The following is a 16,259-nucleotide window of genomic DNA, read 5'->3' as shown; positions in this document are numbered from 1 at the left end:
CTAAAAAGAGAAGAAAGCTTCGGAATTTATTGAATATTTTTAAAACTTCTGCTCAGATTTAACATTTTAGGTTTCTATTTTTTCACTAAGGACGCTAGAAATTATTAAATTAGGATAGAACGTAAAAGTTGTTTCCATTCGGGTTGGCTACTAAATTCATAAGCATCAAAATCATAGCCATAATCGAAGGCAAAATTATTAAAATGTTCTACCCAATTAAAGATGATTTCTTCAGGTTTATCATCAGTAAACTCTAGAGATTTTTGTAAATATTCGGCTTCTTCATGACTGTTTCCAGTTTGATATAAGTTCCAAGCTAACCAAACGAAACTTTGATACAAAATTTGTTTTTTACAAGATTTCACTGGTTGAGGTAAATTTCCTTGGTTAAATACATTTTTAAGTGCTATTTCAGTGTATTTAGCTTTCTTAGGAGTATGATGAATAAAATCTTTATTCGGTTGACGACAACATACAGTTATTTCAGGTAACCAAGCTGCTTGACAATTCATCAAAGCCAAACGAAAAATCAAATTAAGATCATCCGCGTAAGGGAAATTTGTATCTAAACCTCCAGCCCATTCTAACCATTCGCGTCTCACCATAATGGTATTAGCTAACATAGGTTTAAGAGTTAGCCAAGTTGCTAAATTTAATTCAGGATATTGTAACCAAGGTTTAATTTCTCTCAAGATTTCACCTTGATTATTAATCATATTAAATCCACTATTAATTATCCCCACATTGGCACGGTGGGCAAAATAATTGACTTGTACTTCCAAAGCATGAGGTAATAACCAATTATCAGCATCAAGAAAAGTAATTAAATTTCCTCTAGCAATTTCAATGCCTCGATTGCGTGCTACCGAGATTCCTTGATTATGTTGGAAGCTAGTATAACGTATGCGATCGCGTAGTGGTTGTAAAACTGCTTGAGTATTATCCGTCGAACCATCATCGACTACAATTAACTCATAATCAGTGTAGGTTTGCTCCAAAACACTTGCGATCGCTTTTTTCAAATAACGACTACAATTGTAAGTAGGAATAATTACACTAACTTGAGGAGATGAAGCAACAGCTAAACTGAGTCTGGATTGGTTAACTTGCCAAGAAAAACCAACTACCTTAGCAAATTCCACCACTTTACGGCTATAAAAATCAGGATGGTGTTGTTTGGCTAAAACCTGTTGACCTTTTTGACCGATTTGAGCAAATTTAGCAGGATTGTTCAAAAAATTGCGTAATTGTTCTTTTAAATCAGCAATTTCGCGGTCATGACTCACAAAAACCACCGCATCTTCTGGTAACTCTGCGTACCAACCAATCCGAGTTACTAAACTAGGAAGTCCATGACTCCAAATCCGCATTTGACTTCCAGAAGCTTCCCCTCCAGTAGGATAACGCAAATTGAAAGCCAGATCTGCGTTAGCCATTGCTTGATCTAATTCTGTTTCTTCCACATAACCATGAAGAGTAACCTCATTTTCTAAACCAAATTTTTGGATTAGTCCCCGAATATAGTCTTCATCCCAAATTTGTCCATAAATATCTAGATGAAAGGCATTTTTTGCTGCCATTCCTCCCAAAGCTTCTAATACCGACTGTACGCGACGGTACAACCCTCCCAAATATCCAAACACAATCAGACGATAGGGAGGACGAGAAATAGTTTCATCTCTACTGACAGACTGAATTGGAGTAGCTGGATAAGGTAAGGGAGAATAAAGTACAGGACATTTACATCTACGATCTTTGGTAAAAATATTGTAAGCGTCTTGAGTGTGAACAATTACCCCCAAAGCATTTTCTACGGCTGCAAAAGTAAGAGGATAACGTTCTGCGATCGTACTCCAATCTAGTTTACCAGCAAAAAATTTATTTAAATCTTGTTGGCAATGGACACCATGACTATTGAGCATTAATTCTACATAAGCATTGCGATCCGCAGTACCTTCTTCTAAATACCGAGGATACAAACAAGTAAATAAATAATGCAAATTGACATCGTGAATAACCACAATTCCTGGATAACGACGACTTACTTGCCAAATCGAACCATGAAATTCTTGATTATTACCAATGTGATAAATATTGACATCAGCATTCTTGAAATCTGAATCAGATAAATGCTCAGGATGATAATGAATGACTCGCCCATACTCTTCTAATTCTGGTAACCAAACTTGCTTATCAGTCCAGAGAGTAATTTCTGCTCTTTGACTTAATTCTTTGAGAATCCTAGCCGTATAGTGAGCGATATCAGTTTTTTCAGGTGGGAGGGGGCAAAACCAATTAATTTTCATGACTTTTTAACCAACAGCAACTAAAGCTAAATTTTGAAATTGGAAAGTTGCTAGGGGAAGATAACTTCGATCTACAAAAATCGCTTCTATTAATAACTCAGCTTGCTCAGGTGCGCCACTAATTGTAATAGCAGTTTCAAAATAACTATTTTGGGCTTCGGGAAGACGAGGAAATTTTTTGGCTAGCCATCCACTGGGGAGGTTAACAGGAATTTCTGCAAGAATTTGTTGATTACAACTTATTTTTAAGCATTTAACTTGAGCTTTTTTTCCTAAAATCCAACCTTTGACTACAATTGCACCACCATTAATTTTCTGATCTACTTGTGGTGAACTTAGATTAAATCCCCATAAAGCGTTAGTATCTATTAAAGATAAATAGTTTACAGCCATAATTTTGGCAGACTGATTAACGTGGGTTAACCAATCATTATTTGTTTGTTTTTGAGCAGAATTTTTATACCATTCTAATTGAGCAATTTCTAATTCAGATTGGACAGTTTGTAACTTAGTTTTCGTTTGCTCTAATTCCTGTTGAGTTTGATAAAAATGTTCGCTGAGAACTTCTAACTCTGATAGAGTATTTCTCAGTTTAAGTTGAGTTGACTCGTATTGTTTTTGGTAACGATATAAAGCACCACCCGATAACCAATTAGATATTCCTAGCAGTAAATTCAATTTTCTACTCCTTAAGTATTTATTCAGTTAACTAAAAACTGATTGGCGCAATTCCTTCATAAGTCTAGTTCAGGCTTTTAATTTAGATTGAATCGATTTATTAAAAATTACAAAATTACTTGAAAAATAAGGCAACTTTTGTTTACTTTTAGTTAAACTTTTTTATCATAATTGCAAACATATATTAATCAAAAAAATTTTCTCCAAATATGTATTTAAAAATACATTTATAGTTATTTTCAGATTAATTAAGTACAGTCAAGTTCTTAATTTTTGTTGATTGTTGATTGATCACTGTTTTAGATGTATTTCACTTGTTTGAAAAACGCTATCGTTTGTGTAGCTTTCTACTGAAAAAAAGAAAACATATAGCGGTCCTAAATCATTTGTGAAAATAACTTCTGCCTCCTGCCTTTCCTCTTTAACAATTTTCATGACTCAAATAGAATTGCTATATTACAATGCCTACAGATTGAATAGCTGTTAAATAGCTCAAAATAGAGACAATGGAAACTAATGTTAACTGTGCAGTAGATTGTCTTAACGGTTGTCTTTTAGGCGATCGCTGTCCTAATCAAGAATACCGTGAAGAAGCTTCTAAATTTATTGACGAAACTTCGTTAGATCAAATGCTTGAAATTGCAGAGATTGCTAGAATGAAAAAACTTACTGCACCACCTCAATGGGTTATTCCCGACGAATTTTAAAATCGAGTTTGGTTGAATACTTACACTTTGAAGAAAAAGAAGTCAAAAGTTTTTGTTTAATTAATTAAACGGACTTGAGATAAGTAAACAAAAGTCAGGGGAAAATTACTAAGATAAAATCGCTTCCCCTGAAATTTAATTAATTAGCTGAGTATATTTGGTTGCTGTTTGTGCCATTCAGTCGCTTGTTCGTAAGCATGAGCAACGTGAAATAAAATATCTTCACGTAATACATTTCCAATCAACTGCATCCCAATTGGTAAACCTTGATCATCAAAACCACAAGGAATACTCATTCCAGGTAGTCCAGCTAAGTTAACAGGAATAGTCATTAAATCAGATAAATACATACTAAGAGGATCGGCTGTTTTTTCCCCTGCTTTAAACGCAGTAGTTGGTGAAGTCGGACATACCAACACATCTACTTCCTCAAATGCCTGTTCAAAATCTTGCTTAATCAGAGTACGAACTTTTTGCGCTTTGAGATAATAAGCATCATAGTAACCAGCAGAAAGAGCATAAGTACCTAGCATGATTCTACGTTTGACTTCTGTACCAAAACCCGTCGCACGAGTAGTAGAATACATCCCTACCAAATTATCTGCTTCTTGACGTAAACCATATTTAACAGCATCATAACGAGCTAGATTAGCGGATGCTTCTGAAGGAGCAATAATATAATAAGCAGGTAAACCATAACGGAATCTAGGACAAGAAATTTCTTTGATTTCTGCACCAAGTTCTTGCAATTTAGCGATCGCATTTCTGACAGTTGCTGCTACAGTGGCATCTAAACCTTCACCAAAGGTTTCGGTGATGATTCCTACCTTTAAACCCTTTTTGAGAGTAGGTTGTAAAAATTGAGTATAGTCAGGAATTTCTACTTTAAGACTGGTAGAATCCGAAGGATCGTATCCTGCGATCGCACTTAGTAAAATTGCTGCATCTTCGACGGTACGAGCAAAAGGACCAATCTGATCCAAAGAAGAAGCGTAAGCAACCAAACCAAACCGAGAGACTAAACCGTAAGTTGGTTTTAATCCTACCACACCACACAGAGAAGCTGGTTGACGAATCGATCCTCCTGTATCCGAACCCAAAGCAACTACACATTCTGCTGCTGCTACTGCTGCTGCCGAACCACCAGAAGAACCGCCAGGAACTCGTTCTAAATCCCAAGGATTAGCAGTAACTTGAAACCCAGAGTTCTCTGTAGAACTACCCATCGCAAACTCATCAAGGTTAGTTTTTCCTACTACCACAACTCCAGCTTGTTGTAACTTTTGGGTCACAGTAGACTCATAAGGAGGCACAAAATTAGCTAAAATCTGCGAACCGCAGGTTGTTTTAATTCCTTTGGTACACATATTATCTTTGATTGCTGTCGGGATGCCTTCTAGCAAACCAATTTCTTCCCCTGCTGCAATTTTGGCATCTACTTGCTTAGCTTTGGAGAAAGCTAAATCGGCAGTAACAGACAAAAAAGCTCGCACTTTTGGTTCTAAGGTTTCAATGCGTTGCATATATTCTGTTGCAATTTCTACAGCAGAACGTTCTTTACTGACCAATTGTTGATGGTATTCCCGTATCGATGCCATAGGCTTACCTTAAAATGTAGTTAAATTTATACTTAATCTTTAATAGACTTGCCTATGACAATTTAACAAAATGCTGCTACCAGTGGAACAGTTTTCTTCCTAAACACAGAGATAAGCTTTGAAAAACATTGGTTTAGGAATGAGAATTTAATTATTCAACTCGCTTTAAGAGTCAGTGGTAGACATTTCATCGATGGAAATTTGTTAGTAATAAGCTCAATTAGTTGCTGTTGAGTTTGGTAATCTTTGGCAATAAATTGTGCAGTGCCATCACCTTGAGAACCTACTCCTTTACCGCCAAAAATATAAGGTTGAATTGATTGCTCATTCAAAAGTTGATGAAGAATTGGAGCAGTTAATTGAGATGGACAAGCAGGCATGACATAGCGGTCAAAAGCTTTTTGTGCTTGTATCATTAAATTACCCAATTCTGCGCTATCACCCTGTTCTAATGCGATCGCTGCTGCTTGAGTAATTTGAGTATTGATCTGACTTAAATATTGTTGCACATTTTCTTGAATAGTATTACGAGCGATTGGGTAACATTGATTAAGTTGTTGAAGAATTAGCTGAGTATTTTTACTACCTGCTAAGTCAACTATAACCAAATACAAATCACAACCAACACTAATCGACTTAACCGTAACTAAGCTGCCATCAAAAGTCATTAAAATTGGTTGATGACCATAGGCACAAGCTTGATCCATTCTACCGCACTGACTTGGGGTACTTCTTTCTCCTCGATAAGCTAATTCCATTTCCTCTTGAACCGTTAGGTTAAGATTATATAATTGATTAAAAGCTCTTGCTACCAATACACAAATAGCTGCACTAGAAGATAGTCCTTTTTTAATGGGCAAATCGATTAAATAATTGTCAATTTCTAGCCCTCCAACTTGATATTTAGTTAAAGCTTTACAAGCCACTCCTGCCACATAACTAAACCAGCCTCCGCGACTAGCTTCTGCTTCCAAAACGTCTTGCTTCATTGGTAATTGCAGCATCTTCTGAGTAACTTCTAAATCAGCAGGTATGCGTACAATTAATTGCTGAGGATGAGGTTTAATTTCACCATAAATGCCTTGATTTGTGCCAACAACTAAAGCAATTCCTGGTAATAAATAAGGATTTTGCAAGCGATATTCACCGGCCCAATCACTATGCTCACCAAATAAACAAAGACGACCTGGAACAAACAACTTCATAATATTTTTTCATAAATGATTAGTGCGGTTGGCATTAAGAAAAACATGAGACAAGATTGATACAGATTATTGCTTGGAGGAAAAGCTAATTCATTGTCTTGCTCAAACATACCTTGTCTGAAATAAACAGAGCAAGACTAGTTCAGAAAATAAGTCAATTATTGTTATTTATTGCCAAGAACCGAATTAATTAAATCCGTCATGGTCAAAACAAAACGTCGAGGAAAACAAAAATCCCAGACTATCAAACCTAGCTTAAGTCTTAAAGAAAGATTAATTCAGAAACGTAAAGCAAGACAAGCAAGACAAAAATTAATCAATTTATCTGTTATTTGTATTTTAATTGGCTGTGTAATTGGTTTACCTTTAGCATTTATAGTTGATCTTAAAATTGGTTTAATTGTTACTTTAATTATCCCCAGTTTAATTCTTTCTTATTGCTATCCTCGACAATCTCTTTGGTTTTTTCTAATTTATATGCCTTTTAGTGGCACAGTTACATATTGGATTGGTGGTGGAAATGCTTTATTTCAGTTGAGTAAAGACTTATTTTATTTTCCTGCTCTGCTTGCTCTAATTCAAGAGTGTAGACGTAGGCGTAAACCAATTATCGTCAAAAAGCAATTAATTATTACTTTAGCTATTCTGTTGGCTTTTGCTTTAATGACTTTATTTTTAGTCAATGGAAGTCAACAATTCTTGCCCTATTGTAGTGATTTGAGTGAATATGAGAAACTGCTTCGCGCTCCAGATGGTTCTTTACTTCTCAATCCAAAAACAGGTCTTGTGATTAGAACTCCTTGTAAAGAAGGAATTCCTTTTTTGCAAGGTATTTTAGGGTTAAAAGTTTTTCTAGGTTACATTCCTTTAATTTTCTGTGCCTATTATTTAATTGACACTAAAAAACAACTTTTTTTCCTGGGCAGATTATTAGTTGTCTTGGCTATTATCTGCTGTACTTTAGGTTTAATTCAGTATTCTATGTTAGCTACAGGTATCTGTGCTGGAACTAGAAATGCTGTAGCTTCGGATTTGTTTAAAGCTAGTATCGATGCTAAATGTTTTGTTGGTGGCTCTTTGCTATACAGTCCTTCTCAAGGACAAATTCGTTTACCTGGAACATTTGTTTCACCTTGGCACTGGGCTTGGTTTTTGATTGGCAATAGTTTTATCACTTTTACGGTTGCTTTTACTGATACATCTTTTTTGTGGCGAACTACTGGTTTGGCAGGTTTGGCACTAGTATTTATTAACGCAGTTATTTCTGGACAAAGAATAGCTTTGGCTATTGTTCCAGTTGCTGTGGTGATTTTATCGATTTTGACAGGACAAATAGTCAATTTCAAAAGATTTATTCCGATTGGGATAGGACTTGCTTTAATTTTAGGAATTGTAGCTACTTCTAATCCAGACATAGTTCAACAAAGGGTTGATAGTTTTGTCAGTCGTTGGAATACTTCTCCTCCTCATCTTTTTATTCAACAACAATTTGACTATGCAGTTAGGCAACAAAAAAGTTTTTTGGGTAGAGGTTTAGGTTCAGCAACTAATTCTGCTCGTTCTTTTGGTTCTGTTTCTTTAATCGAAACCTACCATCCCAAAGTTTTATATGAAACAGGCTATGTTGGTTTATTAACTTTTATGATTTTTGTGACTCATTTAATTATTGTTACTTTTAAAAGTTATCGCTCTGTTAAAACACCAAGTGTTCGGAGTTTTGCAGCAGGGTTTTGGGTATTTTTGTTAATTATTAGTTATTTTCCTTATTGGTATCCGTTAGATACTGATCCAGTTTCAGTTTATTATTGGTTGTTTGCAGGGATACTTTTAAAATTACCTGTGATCGATCAACAAGAACAAGCCTTATTAAAAATTGATAACGAGGCAAACTCTAAACAAGGTCACAAAATCAAGCGAAAAAAAAGTGAAGGTGAGCCTTCACCAAGCACATCTATTGATGAATAATTACAACTGTACCTACTGTCGTCCAATCAAATAACCATTGAGCATTATTAACGGGAAGATTAATGCAACCATGGCTAACAGGCGTACCAAAATTGTTGTGCCAGTATGAACCATGAAGAGCATAACCGCGATCAAAGTAAAGTACGTTGGGAACGTCAGCAAGATCGTAGTCGACACCACGCATTCTATCGTGAGGATATTTTCTTTGAATAGTGTAAATTCCTGGATGAGTTGGTGTTGTCGCTTTACCTGAAGAAATAATAGCCGTAAAGATTTGATTTGTACCTTTCCAAGCAAATAAATGCTGGTCGGAAAGATCGATTTCTATCCAATTTTGATCCGAATGCTTGAGGTTGTCCATTTTTTGGACAATCATATTTTCTAGAGTTGTATTAGTATTAGCCCATACTCTACTAGAAAGCAACCAATATTCCCCAATGGTTAAAGCTGCAAGCGTACTAATTACATAAGGGATTACACGACTAAAAAAAGCTGTTTTTCATACTCTTACACCTACCTTTCTGGGAGTGACCCAAACCTCCTTGAGACAGGGGCATCTATGATTTCTCTTAACTTTAAACTAGCAAAAGAATTTGAATCAATTGTGAAGACTTTTTTTGACTTGGTTCAATTAGATTGAGTTATTTATTTGTTGCTACAAATAGTATAGTCATTTCAATTTAGAGTGAGACAACCTCTTCTCGCTATGAAAGGCTTTCAGCCGAAAAAATGTTTCATTCTTATTTGAAACAACTATAACTGGGTTTTTTTATTGGAGACGCGATCGCTAGATAGTTAGTTTAACTATCAAAGGTAAATGGTCTGAGCCGATAGCAGAACCAGTATAAATATCAACCACTTTAATTTTTGGACTTACCAAACAATGGTCTATAGGTATAGATAACATTAGCTGCATCCAATCGGGAATAATATTTTTATAAGTAGTCCTTGTCGGCCATGAAGGTAAGATACCAAAACCTTTACGAGCATTAATTAATTTTGTATCTCTAATAAACTTTTTATAATAAGGCGACCACATAGTAGTATTTAAATCCCCAAGCACGATAACTGGATTATGTAGATTTTTTATGTATTGACTTATTTTACTAAGTTGCAAGTTACGAGAATGAAAAAATGATGGTTTGAGAGGTGGTAATGGATGAGTTGCTATTAAAGATATAACTTTTTTATTTATCTTTAAATCTGTCAAAATCGTATAATTTTTAGAAGTGCCAAATAGATTGATTGTTGGATTATTCAAAGGTATTTTACTATAGATAACTATACCAAGATTAAAAGGATTAGCTCTTCCAAAAGAATAGGGCAGTATATCTTTTAGTGAATCTAATTTGTCAGTCCAGTTTTTATCGACTTCCATAAATAAAGCCAAGTCTGGTTTTGTCTGTCTTACAAGAGATATTAATTTATCGTACTCGTGGTTCTGTGTATTAACATTTGAGCTAATTATTTTTAGATTAGAAGCTGAATTAGTCGATAGAGCAGAAGCAGGAATATAAAAAGATAAAATTTGCGTAGATGTTATTGCTATACAGAACAGAGCAATGGTAATTAGTTTCCATGACGAACTAATTATTATCAGGAAAGCAAATAAAATAAACGAAATAATTAAATATTGAACTTGAAAATGAGAGAAAATTTCTAAAACTAATTTCCAGACAAAATAAGAACTAAAAAAAGCAATAAAAGTTATAGCTATAATCAAGCTTAATAATAAGTAACGAAGCATAAATACAAACAAGCTGTCGTGTTCATATATTTATAGCTTTCTGCCAAACAATTCGGCAAAATTAAGTTTTCATTCAGTTAGTTTGTATATGCTTCAATACTTTGCTCTAGCTCTTTTAAATCATCTCAGATGATAGGTGGAATCTCACTTCTTCCAAGGCAACTTCGTACCCATCTCCGTCCAAGCTGAAAATACTAGATAAAGAATCAGAAAAGCTACGCCAGCTAAAAAGGGAATTAGATCGTCATTCATTGTTTGTCCTCAACTCCTTATCGATCTATTTTCCCAAACTTTCATAAACTCGTCCCATTCCCGATTGGTTTCGGGTGGTTTATCCTCAACCAGTTCTACTATTTTTACTAGGGATTAATTTGATTATTTTGATAGGACTAAAAAATTCAACCATTCATTTAGTAAAAGATCGTAATGTCCTGCTTGTGCTGAAGGATATTTGCCTTGCTCGATCGCATCGATTAAATTAGATAAAGCACCGATAAATTCAGGAGTATGTTTGGCAGGATGAATTGTCCAAGCTTGGTCACTAAGCAAATCTGCCCTGATATAATCAGTTTTTTCTAGTTTTTTGCTAGTCATGGGTTCAAAAGATTCAATTGCTCCTTTGACTGGCCCTTTTTTTCTAGTTAATTGACGTTCTAATTTAGCAGCAACTGATTGTAATGGTTGGGGTAAGTATCGAGACAGTAAAGGGCGATGTTTCCACATTAAAGGAATAGGAGAAAGTTCGGCAAAACGATTACGATTGAGTAGATAAGCTCGCATACTAAAAAACTTGTGAGCTAAAAAACCTCTTTCGTCTTGACTAAATGTGTGAGGATGAAAAGCTTTTCCTTCTAAATGTGGAGGACCACAACGAGGTCGAATTGCTGCAATAGTTGGAACTGATTCTGTTAGTTTAATTGCTTCACTAATCCAATCGTAATTAGGGTTTTGATAAAGCAGCATATCGGCATCAAAATGTAAGTAATAATTGCTAGCAGAAGCTTCTAAACAATAAAGAGAAGCATACACTGTCGAGCCTTTCCAATTATGAGTATGGTCTAGCATTTGTAAAGCTTGCTGTTGACCAAAATATTTTGTATAAATTTGTTTGATTAAGGCTTGATTGTAGTCAATTTTAACGATGCGATCAATTATTCCCTGTTCTACTAAAGTTTGACAAGCAGTTTCTAATTGTTCTTGACTTCCTGTGTTATATCGGTAACGTTTATCTCCTATCAAAGGAGCAGTATCAATTGCTAAAACTTTTTCTACAAAAGGATAATTACAAGCTCTAATTTGATGAGGAATAGTTTTTAGCATATATGGCACATCAGTTCTTGCCACAAGAATCCATAAAGAAACAGGAGTTTTCATAATAAATAATTTAGTTAATTAATAATCAGATTTTAAGCTTAACAAAAACAATACATGGATTTAATATTTTTTTATGTGAATATTTCGATAAACTTTCTTGTCTAAATTGTAAAGAGGTAATTGCTAATTTACAAAAAAAATAATTATTGAGCGATAAGTTTACAGCGATCGCTTGAAAACTAGATTAGAAATATTAGATGTTATTACAAAATTTAATAAATTTCTTAGTAGTTGTTTAACTGTCAAATTAAATTACCAAGGCTATAATGGTCGACACGGTTTAGTTGAGGTTAAAGATTAATAAGTAATTGTTTAATTTAAAAAGTTTTAAATAACATGAATAAAAATCTTTCTAAAAAAAGATTAATTTGGCTTGATCAAATTAAAGGATTAGCTATTTTGGGAATTGTTTTTTTTCACTTTTTTCAAAATTATCCTAAATCCATTCCTTTAATAGAGTTTCTGGCTGTTCATGGTGCCAAGGTAGGATTTGCAGCAGTAGATATATTTTTTTTATTATCGGGGTTTCATATTGGAACTAAATTAATTAATTTCAATAATTATTCTTGGTTGACTTGGTTGAATCAAAGAGTGATTAGAATTTATCCAACTTATTGGTTAGCTATAATCTTTAGTATTTTTATTTATTTAATTGCTAGTTATCCCTTAAAATCAATTAATTTTAGTGACTGGATTTTAATTTTATCTGGGTTTCCTGGGTATGAAAGATTTAAATTAATCAATCCTGGTTTTTGGTTTGTTTCGGTAATTATTCAAGCATATTTAGTTATGCCATTACTTCTATATATCACTCAAAATAAACCAAAGAAAATATTATTACTAGGGATTAGTTTAGGTATTTTAAATAAAATAGTTTGTTGGTGGGCAGGAGCTACAGATAATCAGGAATTATATTGGTTTTTTTTACAAAACAATTTTTTAAGTAGTTATATATTTCCTTTGTGCCTAGGAATTTATTGGGGATTTATTTATAGTAACTATCACAGTTTTCGGAATTTAGATTGGCAAGTAGCAATTATAGCTTGTCTTTTAGGTTTAATAATTCAAATAAACGCTGCTCTAATAGATTTTGATTTTCTTTATAAATTAGGCTTAGATTTATTTTATACTCCTTTAATTTTTTTATTATTGTTCTACTTTTGTGAGCAATTAACTAGTAAATTATTTTTAGTAGAGAAAAAGCTTCAATTAATCGGTTTGTATTCTTATCAAATTTACTTAATTCATCAACCATTATTTTTTGTTTTATTAAATTTTGTAGCTAACCGATTCGACTTAAATTCTTATCAATCTTTAGTTATAACAATCAGCATTGTTATGATTATTTTAAGTTTATACGTATATTTATTTACTCAAACAGATGTTGTGTTTAGAAAACTAATGGGGAATATTTATAAAAATGCTTAGATTAGTGTAAGTACTGATAATTAAACAAAAAGACGAGTAACTATGAATTCGGCTAAAATTTCTGTTATTATTCCAACTTATGGTAGAGAAGAACCTCTTAAAAAAAGTATTGATGATGTTTTAAAACAAGATTATTATAACTTTGAAGTTTTAGTGATCGATCAAACCAAAAATCATGAACCAGAAATTAATAATTATCTGGAACAACTTCATCAAAGTGGCAAAATCCAGTGGTTAAAATTAGATTGGGCAAGTCTACCAGGAGCAAGAAATTATGGAATTAGAAGAGCAAAGGGAGACATTATTCTTTTTATTGATGATGATATCGAACTTCCGCCCAACTATTTAAAAGCCCATGCTAAAAATTATCAAGAAAATCCAGCAATTGGTGCGGTAGCAGGAAGAGTTTTTGACCGCATGAAATTGGCTGATTCCTGTCAGGAAAATCAAAAACATTCTACTTATACGATTGATTATTTACCACCAGAAGCGATGGATCCAGGTATTGCTTGGTATCATATCGATTTGGTTCATACTACTAAACCTCAACAAGTTATTTCTGTTAGGGGTTGTAATATGTCTTTTAGAAAAGAAATTTTCACTAAATATAATATTTGGTTTGATGAAAGATTTCGTGGTAGTGCAGTCAGAGAAGAATCCGATTTTTGTTTGCGATTAAGAAAAACAGGTTATCAGATTTGGTATGACCCCGAAGCGAATTTAGTTCATCTAGGAGAAGAAACAGGAGGTTGTCATGATATTAGCACGCGATCGCTTGAATATCAATTTACTTTTTATCACAATCATTTTTTAATGGCACTTAAAAATCTTACTTTAGGTGAGCAATTGCGTTTATATATTAAGTTATTTGATTGTCATGTTTTAGGTCATCCTCCCTGTAATAAAAGTGGTTCTTCCTTCAAAATTTTAACTCGTGGTCTTTTTTTCTTGTTAGGTTTTTTAAATGCTCTTTCATCTCAAATTAAAGGGATTTGGGATGACGGACAAATTTATACAAAAAGAGACTTAAAAACATCAGATCTAAAATTATAAAAATCATAAATAAATCTATGAAAATTTTAGTTGCCAGCCATACTTATATAGTCGATCTTAATTGTGAGAAACTCAAAGAACTTGCTAAACTAAAGCCAGAAATTCAGGTCACAGTAATTGTACCTAAGTTTTGGCAACCAGGAGGCGTTCAAAACAAACTAATTGAAACCAAGCCCAAAATAGATAAAAATTTTAGAGTAGTTCCTCTTCAAAATTTTAGTCAAAATAATCAAGGCTTACTTACTTTTGGAAAAGGAATTAGCAAACTTTTAAAAGAATTTCGACCGAATATTATTCAGGTTGAACAAGGAGCAAAATCTTTAGGCTATGCTCAATTAATTACTCTAAACAAATTATTAAAACTTAAAGCAAAAAATGTTCTTTTTACTTGGTGGAATCTTCCTTATCAAAACAAATTTCCAATTGATTGGCTAGAAAAATATAATCTTCAACATACACATGGGTTAATTGCAGGTAATCAAGATGGAGCAGATATTTTGAGAGAACATGGTTATAAAAATCAAGTAGAAATTATGCCTCAATTAGGAGTAAATGAACGATTATTTTCTGCTCGTACTCAACCAGAATTAGCAGCAAAATTAAAGATTCAATCTCACGAATTTGTAATAGGATTTGTGGGAAGATTTGTACCTGAAAAAGGAATTTTAACTTTAATTAAAGCTTTAACATCACTTACTTATTTGCCTTGGAAATTATTATTACTAGGTCGCGGTGAACTAAAAGAAACAATTGAACAGCAAGCTAGAGAAGCAGGAATACAAGATAGATTAATTATCATTGAAAGTGTACCTCACGACTGCGTACCTGATTATATTAATTTGATGAATGTGTTGGTTTTACCATCAGAAACAACTTATCAATTTAAAACTTTAACTGCTGCTGGTTGGAAAGAACAATTTGGTCATGTTTTAATCGAAGCAATGGCTTGTCAAGTTCCTGTAATTGGTTCTAATTCTGGAGAAATTCCTCATGTAATTGGTGATGCGGGTTTAATTTTTCCAGAAGGAGATGCCACAGCTTTAGCCCACAATTTAAAACAATTAATCGAGCAACCAGATTTATGCGATCGCTTTTCTCAAATGGGATATCAAAGAGTAATTACTAAATACACTAATACAGCTTTAGCAAAACAACAATTAGAATTTTATCAACAATTATTAACCTAATATGTTTAATTCTTTATTGAATATCTTCAAGACACAAGATGCTCATCTTACTGTCAGTACTAGTTTTGATGATAAATATCTTCATTATGGCAAAATTTTATTAAATTCTTTACTTAAAAATTCTCCTCAAGTTCAAGTTAAAGTTTTAGCTATTAATATTGAGGAAGAAAATTTACAAGAATATCAGGAATTCAAAAATATAGAAATAATTCATGAAAATAAAGAATTTACTCATGCCTATGAACAAAGATTATATTCAATTGCTAGGCGAATCTTTTTTATTAATGAACTGCGGTCTAATCCCAATATAGAAAATTTACTTCAATTAGATGCTGATACAATTATTAGAAAAGATTTAAACAAATTTGGCAAATTATTTGAACAAGGCGATCTTTGTATTTTTGCTAGACCAAAAATGAAGCATGAAGCCTTAAGATTAACTATGAATATTATCGGTTTATCTAATACTATGGCAGCTAAAGCTTTAACTCAGGAATGGGTTTTACAACTTTGGAATTTATTAGAACAACCCCAAGATAGCAAATATATCGATCAATTAACTTTATGGAAAGCTTATGAAAAAATCAATCATCAATCTACTATAAAATTAATTAATTTAACTCATCCTTATATTGGTAGAACAGGAAATACTATTATTAGAGCTTTTGCTGCAACTAAAGATGCTAAAGGAGATACTCAATTATTAAAAGAATTGAATCAATATAGTTCCAATTTACTTCAGGATGCTCCTAGTAATGCACCTAAACCGCCCGAAGAGCAAAATATTTTTCTCCACAAAGAATTTTTAATTGAACAATTTTCTCAAAGCGGTTTAATTTTTCAGTAAGCATGCTATAGCAATTCTATCTTATGTGCAAACATAAAGCAGTTACCAGTAGAGGCAATTCATGAATTGCCTCTACAATTATTAGTTAACTATCAACCATGAACAATCTAAAAAATCTAAATGTTTGCTGTAATCTATGAAAGTAAAAACTGCTATCAGTTATC

The 16,259-nt window shown here is 33.2% G+C and carries 13 protein-coding genes; 6 read left to right on the top strand and 7 right to left on the bottom strand.

Annotated features, from left to right (window positions below):
• Nucleotides 1–104: 104 nt before the first annotated feature.
• Both STA7437_RS25910 and STA7437_RS17975 read right to left on the bottom strand, forming a co-directional pair.
• A complete protein-coding gene (locus tag STA7437_RS25910; RefSeq protein ID WP_015194817.1) occupies nucleotides 105–2,306 on the bottom strand; it encodes a glycosyltransferase in 2,202 nt (733 codons plus the stop codon).
• A gap of 6 nt (nucleotides 2,307–2,312) precedes the next feature.
• Nucleotides 2,313–2,984 carry a hypothetical protein gene (locus tag STA7437_RS17975; RefSeq protein WP_015194816.1) on the bottom strand — a complete coding sequence of 224 codons (672 nt, stop codon included), beginning with the start codon at nucleotides 2,982–2,984 and terminating at the stop codon, nucleotides 2,313–2,315.
• A 506-nt stretch (nucleotides 2,985–3,490) separates the two neighbouring features.
• Between STA7437_RS17975 and STA7437_RS17970 the strand changes: the two genes are divergently transcribed.
• Nucleotides 3,491–3,691 carry a hypothetical protein gene (locus STA7437_RS17970; protein WP_015194815.1) on the top strand — a complete coding sequence of 67 codons (201 nt, stop codon included), beginning with the start codon at nucleotides 3,491–3,493 and terminating at the stop codon, nucleotides 3,689–3,691.
• 143 nt (nucleotides 3,692–3,834) lie between these two features.
• On the opposite strand, the gene gatA is transcribed toward STA7437_RS17970, so the two are convergent.
• Nucleotides 3,835–5,289 (bottom strand): Asp-tRNA(Asn)/Glu-tRNA(Gln) amidotransferase subunit GatA, encoded by a 1,455-nt coding sequence (gene gatA, locus STA7437_RS17965; protein WP_015194814.1) that lies wholly within the window; start codon nucleotides 5,287–5,289, stop codon nucleotides 3,835–3,837.
• A 155-nt stretch (nucleotides 5,290–5,444) separates the two neighbouring features.
• Nucleotides 5,445–6,494, bottom strand: coding sequence for a mevalonate kinase family protein (locus STA7437_RS17960; protein WP_015194813.1), 1,050 nt, complete (start codon nucleotides 6,492–6,494; stop codon nucleotides 5,445–5,447).
• A 201-nt stretch (nucleotides 6,495–6,695) separates the two neighbouring features.
• On the opposite strand from STA7437_RS17960, the gene hpsL reads away from it, so the two are divergent.
• On the top strand, nucleotides 6,696–8,459 hold the full coding sequence (gene hpsL / locus STA7437_RS17955; RefSeq protein ID WP_015194812.1) for a hormogonium polysaccharide biosynthesis protein HpsL: 1,764 nt from the start codon (nucleotides 6,696–6,698) through the stop codon (nucleotides 8,457–8,459).
• Here the strand turns inward: hpsL and STA7437_RS17950 are convergent.
• The 3 genes from STA7437_RS17950 to STA7437_RS17940 all read right to left on the bottom strand — a co-directional run bounded on the left by STA7437_RS17950 (nucleotide 8,446) and on the right by STA7437_RS17940 (nucleotide 11,580).
• Nucleotides 8,446–8,883, bottom strand: coding sequence for a L,D-transpeptidase (locus STA7437_RS17950; RefSeq protein ID WP_015194811.1), 438 nt, complete (start codon nucleotides 8,881–8,883; stop codon nucleotides 8,446–8,448). The genes hpsL and STA7437_RS17950 overlap by 14 nt on opposite strands.
• Before the next feature lie 363 nt (nucleotides 8,884–9,246).
• Nucleotides 9,247–10,206, bottom strand: a complete 960-nt coding sequence (locus STA7437_RS17945) for an endonuclease/exonuclease/phosphatase family protein (protein WP_015194810.1) — start codon at nucleotides 10,204–10,206, stop codon at nucleotides 9,247–9,249.
• A 375-nt stretch (nucleotides 10,207–10,581) separates the two neighbouring features.
• Nucleotides 10,582–11,580, bottom strand: a complete 999-nt coding sequence (locus tag STA7437_RS17940) for a hypothetical protein (RefSeq protein WP_015194808.1) — start codon at nucleotides 11,578–11,580, stop codon at nucleotides 10,582–10,584.
• Nucleotides 11,581–11,916: 336 nt separating this feature from the next.
• Between STA7437_RS17940 and STA7437_RS17935 the strand changes: the two genes are divergently transcribed.
• The 4 genes from STA7437_RS17935 to STA7437_RS17920 are packed head-to-tail and all read left to right on the top strand — an operon-like array spanning nucleotide 11,917 to nucleotide 16,095.
• Nucleotides 11,917–13,008, top strand: coding sequence for an acyltransferase family protein (locus tag STA7437_RS17935; RefSeq protein WP_015194807.1), 1,092 nt, complete (start codon nucleotides 11,917–11,919; stop codon nucleotides 13,006–13,008).
• Nucleotides 13,009–13,050: 42 nt separating this feature from the next.
• Nucleotides 13,051–14,061 (top strand): hormogonium polysaccharide biosynthesis glycosyltransferase HpsN, encoded by a 1,011-nt coding sequence (hpsN, locus tag STA7437_RS17930; RefSeq protein WP_015194806.1) that lies wholly within the window; start codon nucleotides 13,051–13,053, stop codon nucleotides 14,059–14,061.
• A gap of 17 nt (nucleotides 14,062–14,078) precedes the next feature.
• Complete coding sequence (gene hpsO, locus STA7437_RS17925) at nucleotides 14,079–15,248, top strand: hormogonium polysaccharide biosynthesis glycosyltransferase HpsO (protein ID WP_015194805.1); 1,170 nt, start codon at nucleotides 14,079–14,081, stop codon at nucleotides 15,246–15,248.
• A 1-nt stretch (nucleotide 15,249) separates the two neighbouring features.
• Nucleotides 15,250–16,095, top strand: coding sequence for a glycosyltransferase family protein (locus tag STA7437_RS17920; protein WP_015194804.1), 846 nt, complete (start codon nucleotides 15,250–15,252; stop codon nucleotides 16,093–16,095).
• Nucleotides 16,096–16,259: the final 164 nt, after the last annotated feature.

The organism is Stanieria cyanosphaera PCC 7437 (assembly GCF_000317575.1).
GTDB classification, from domain to species: Bacteria; Cyanobacteriota; Cyanobacteriia; order Cyanobacteriales; family Xenococcaceae; genus Stanieria; species Stanieria cyanosphaera.
The sequence above is the reverse complement of the archived record's forward strand: the minus strand, read 5'-3'. Positions and strand labels throughout refer to the sequence as shown.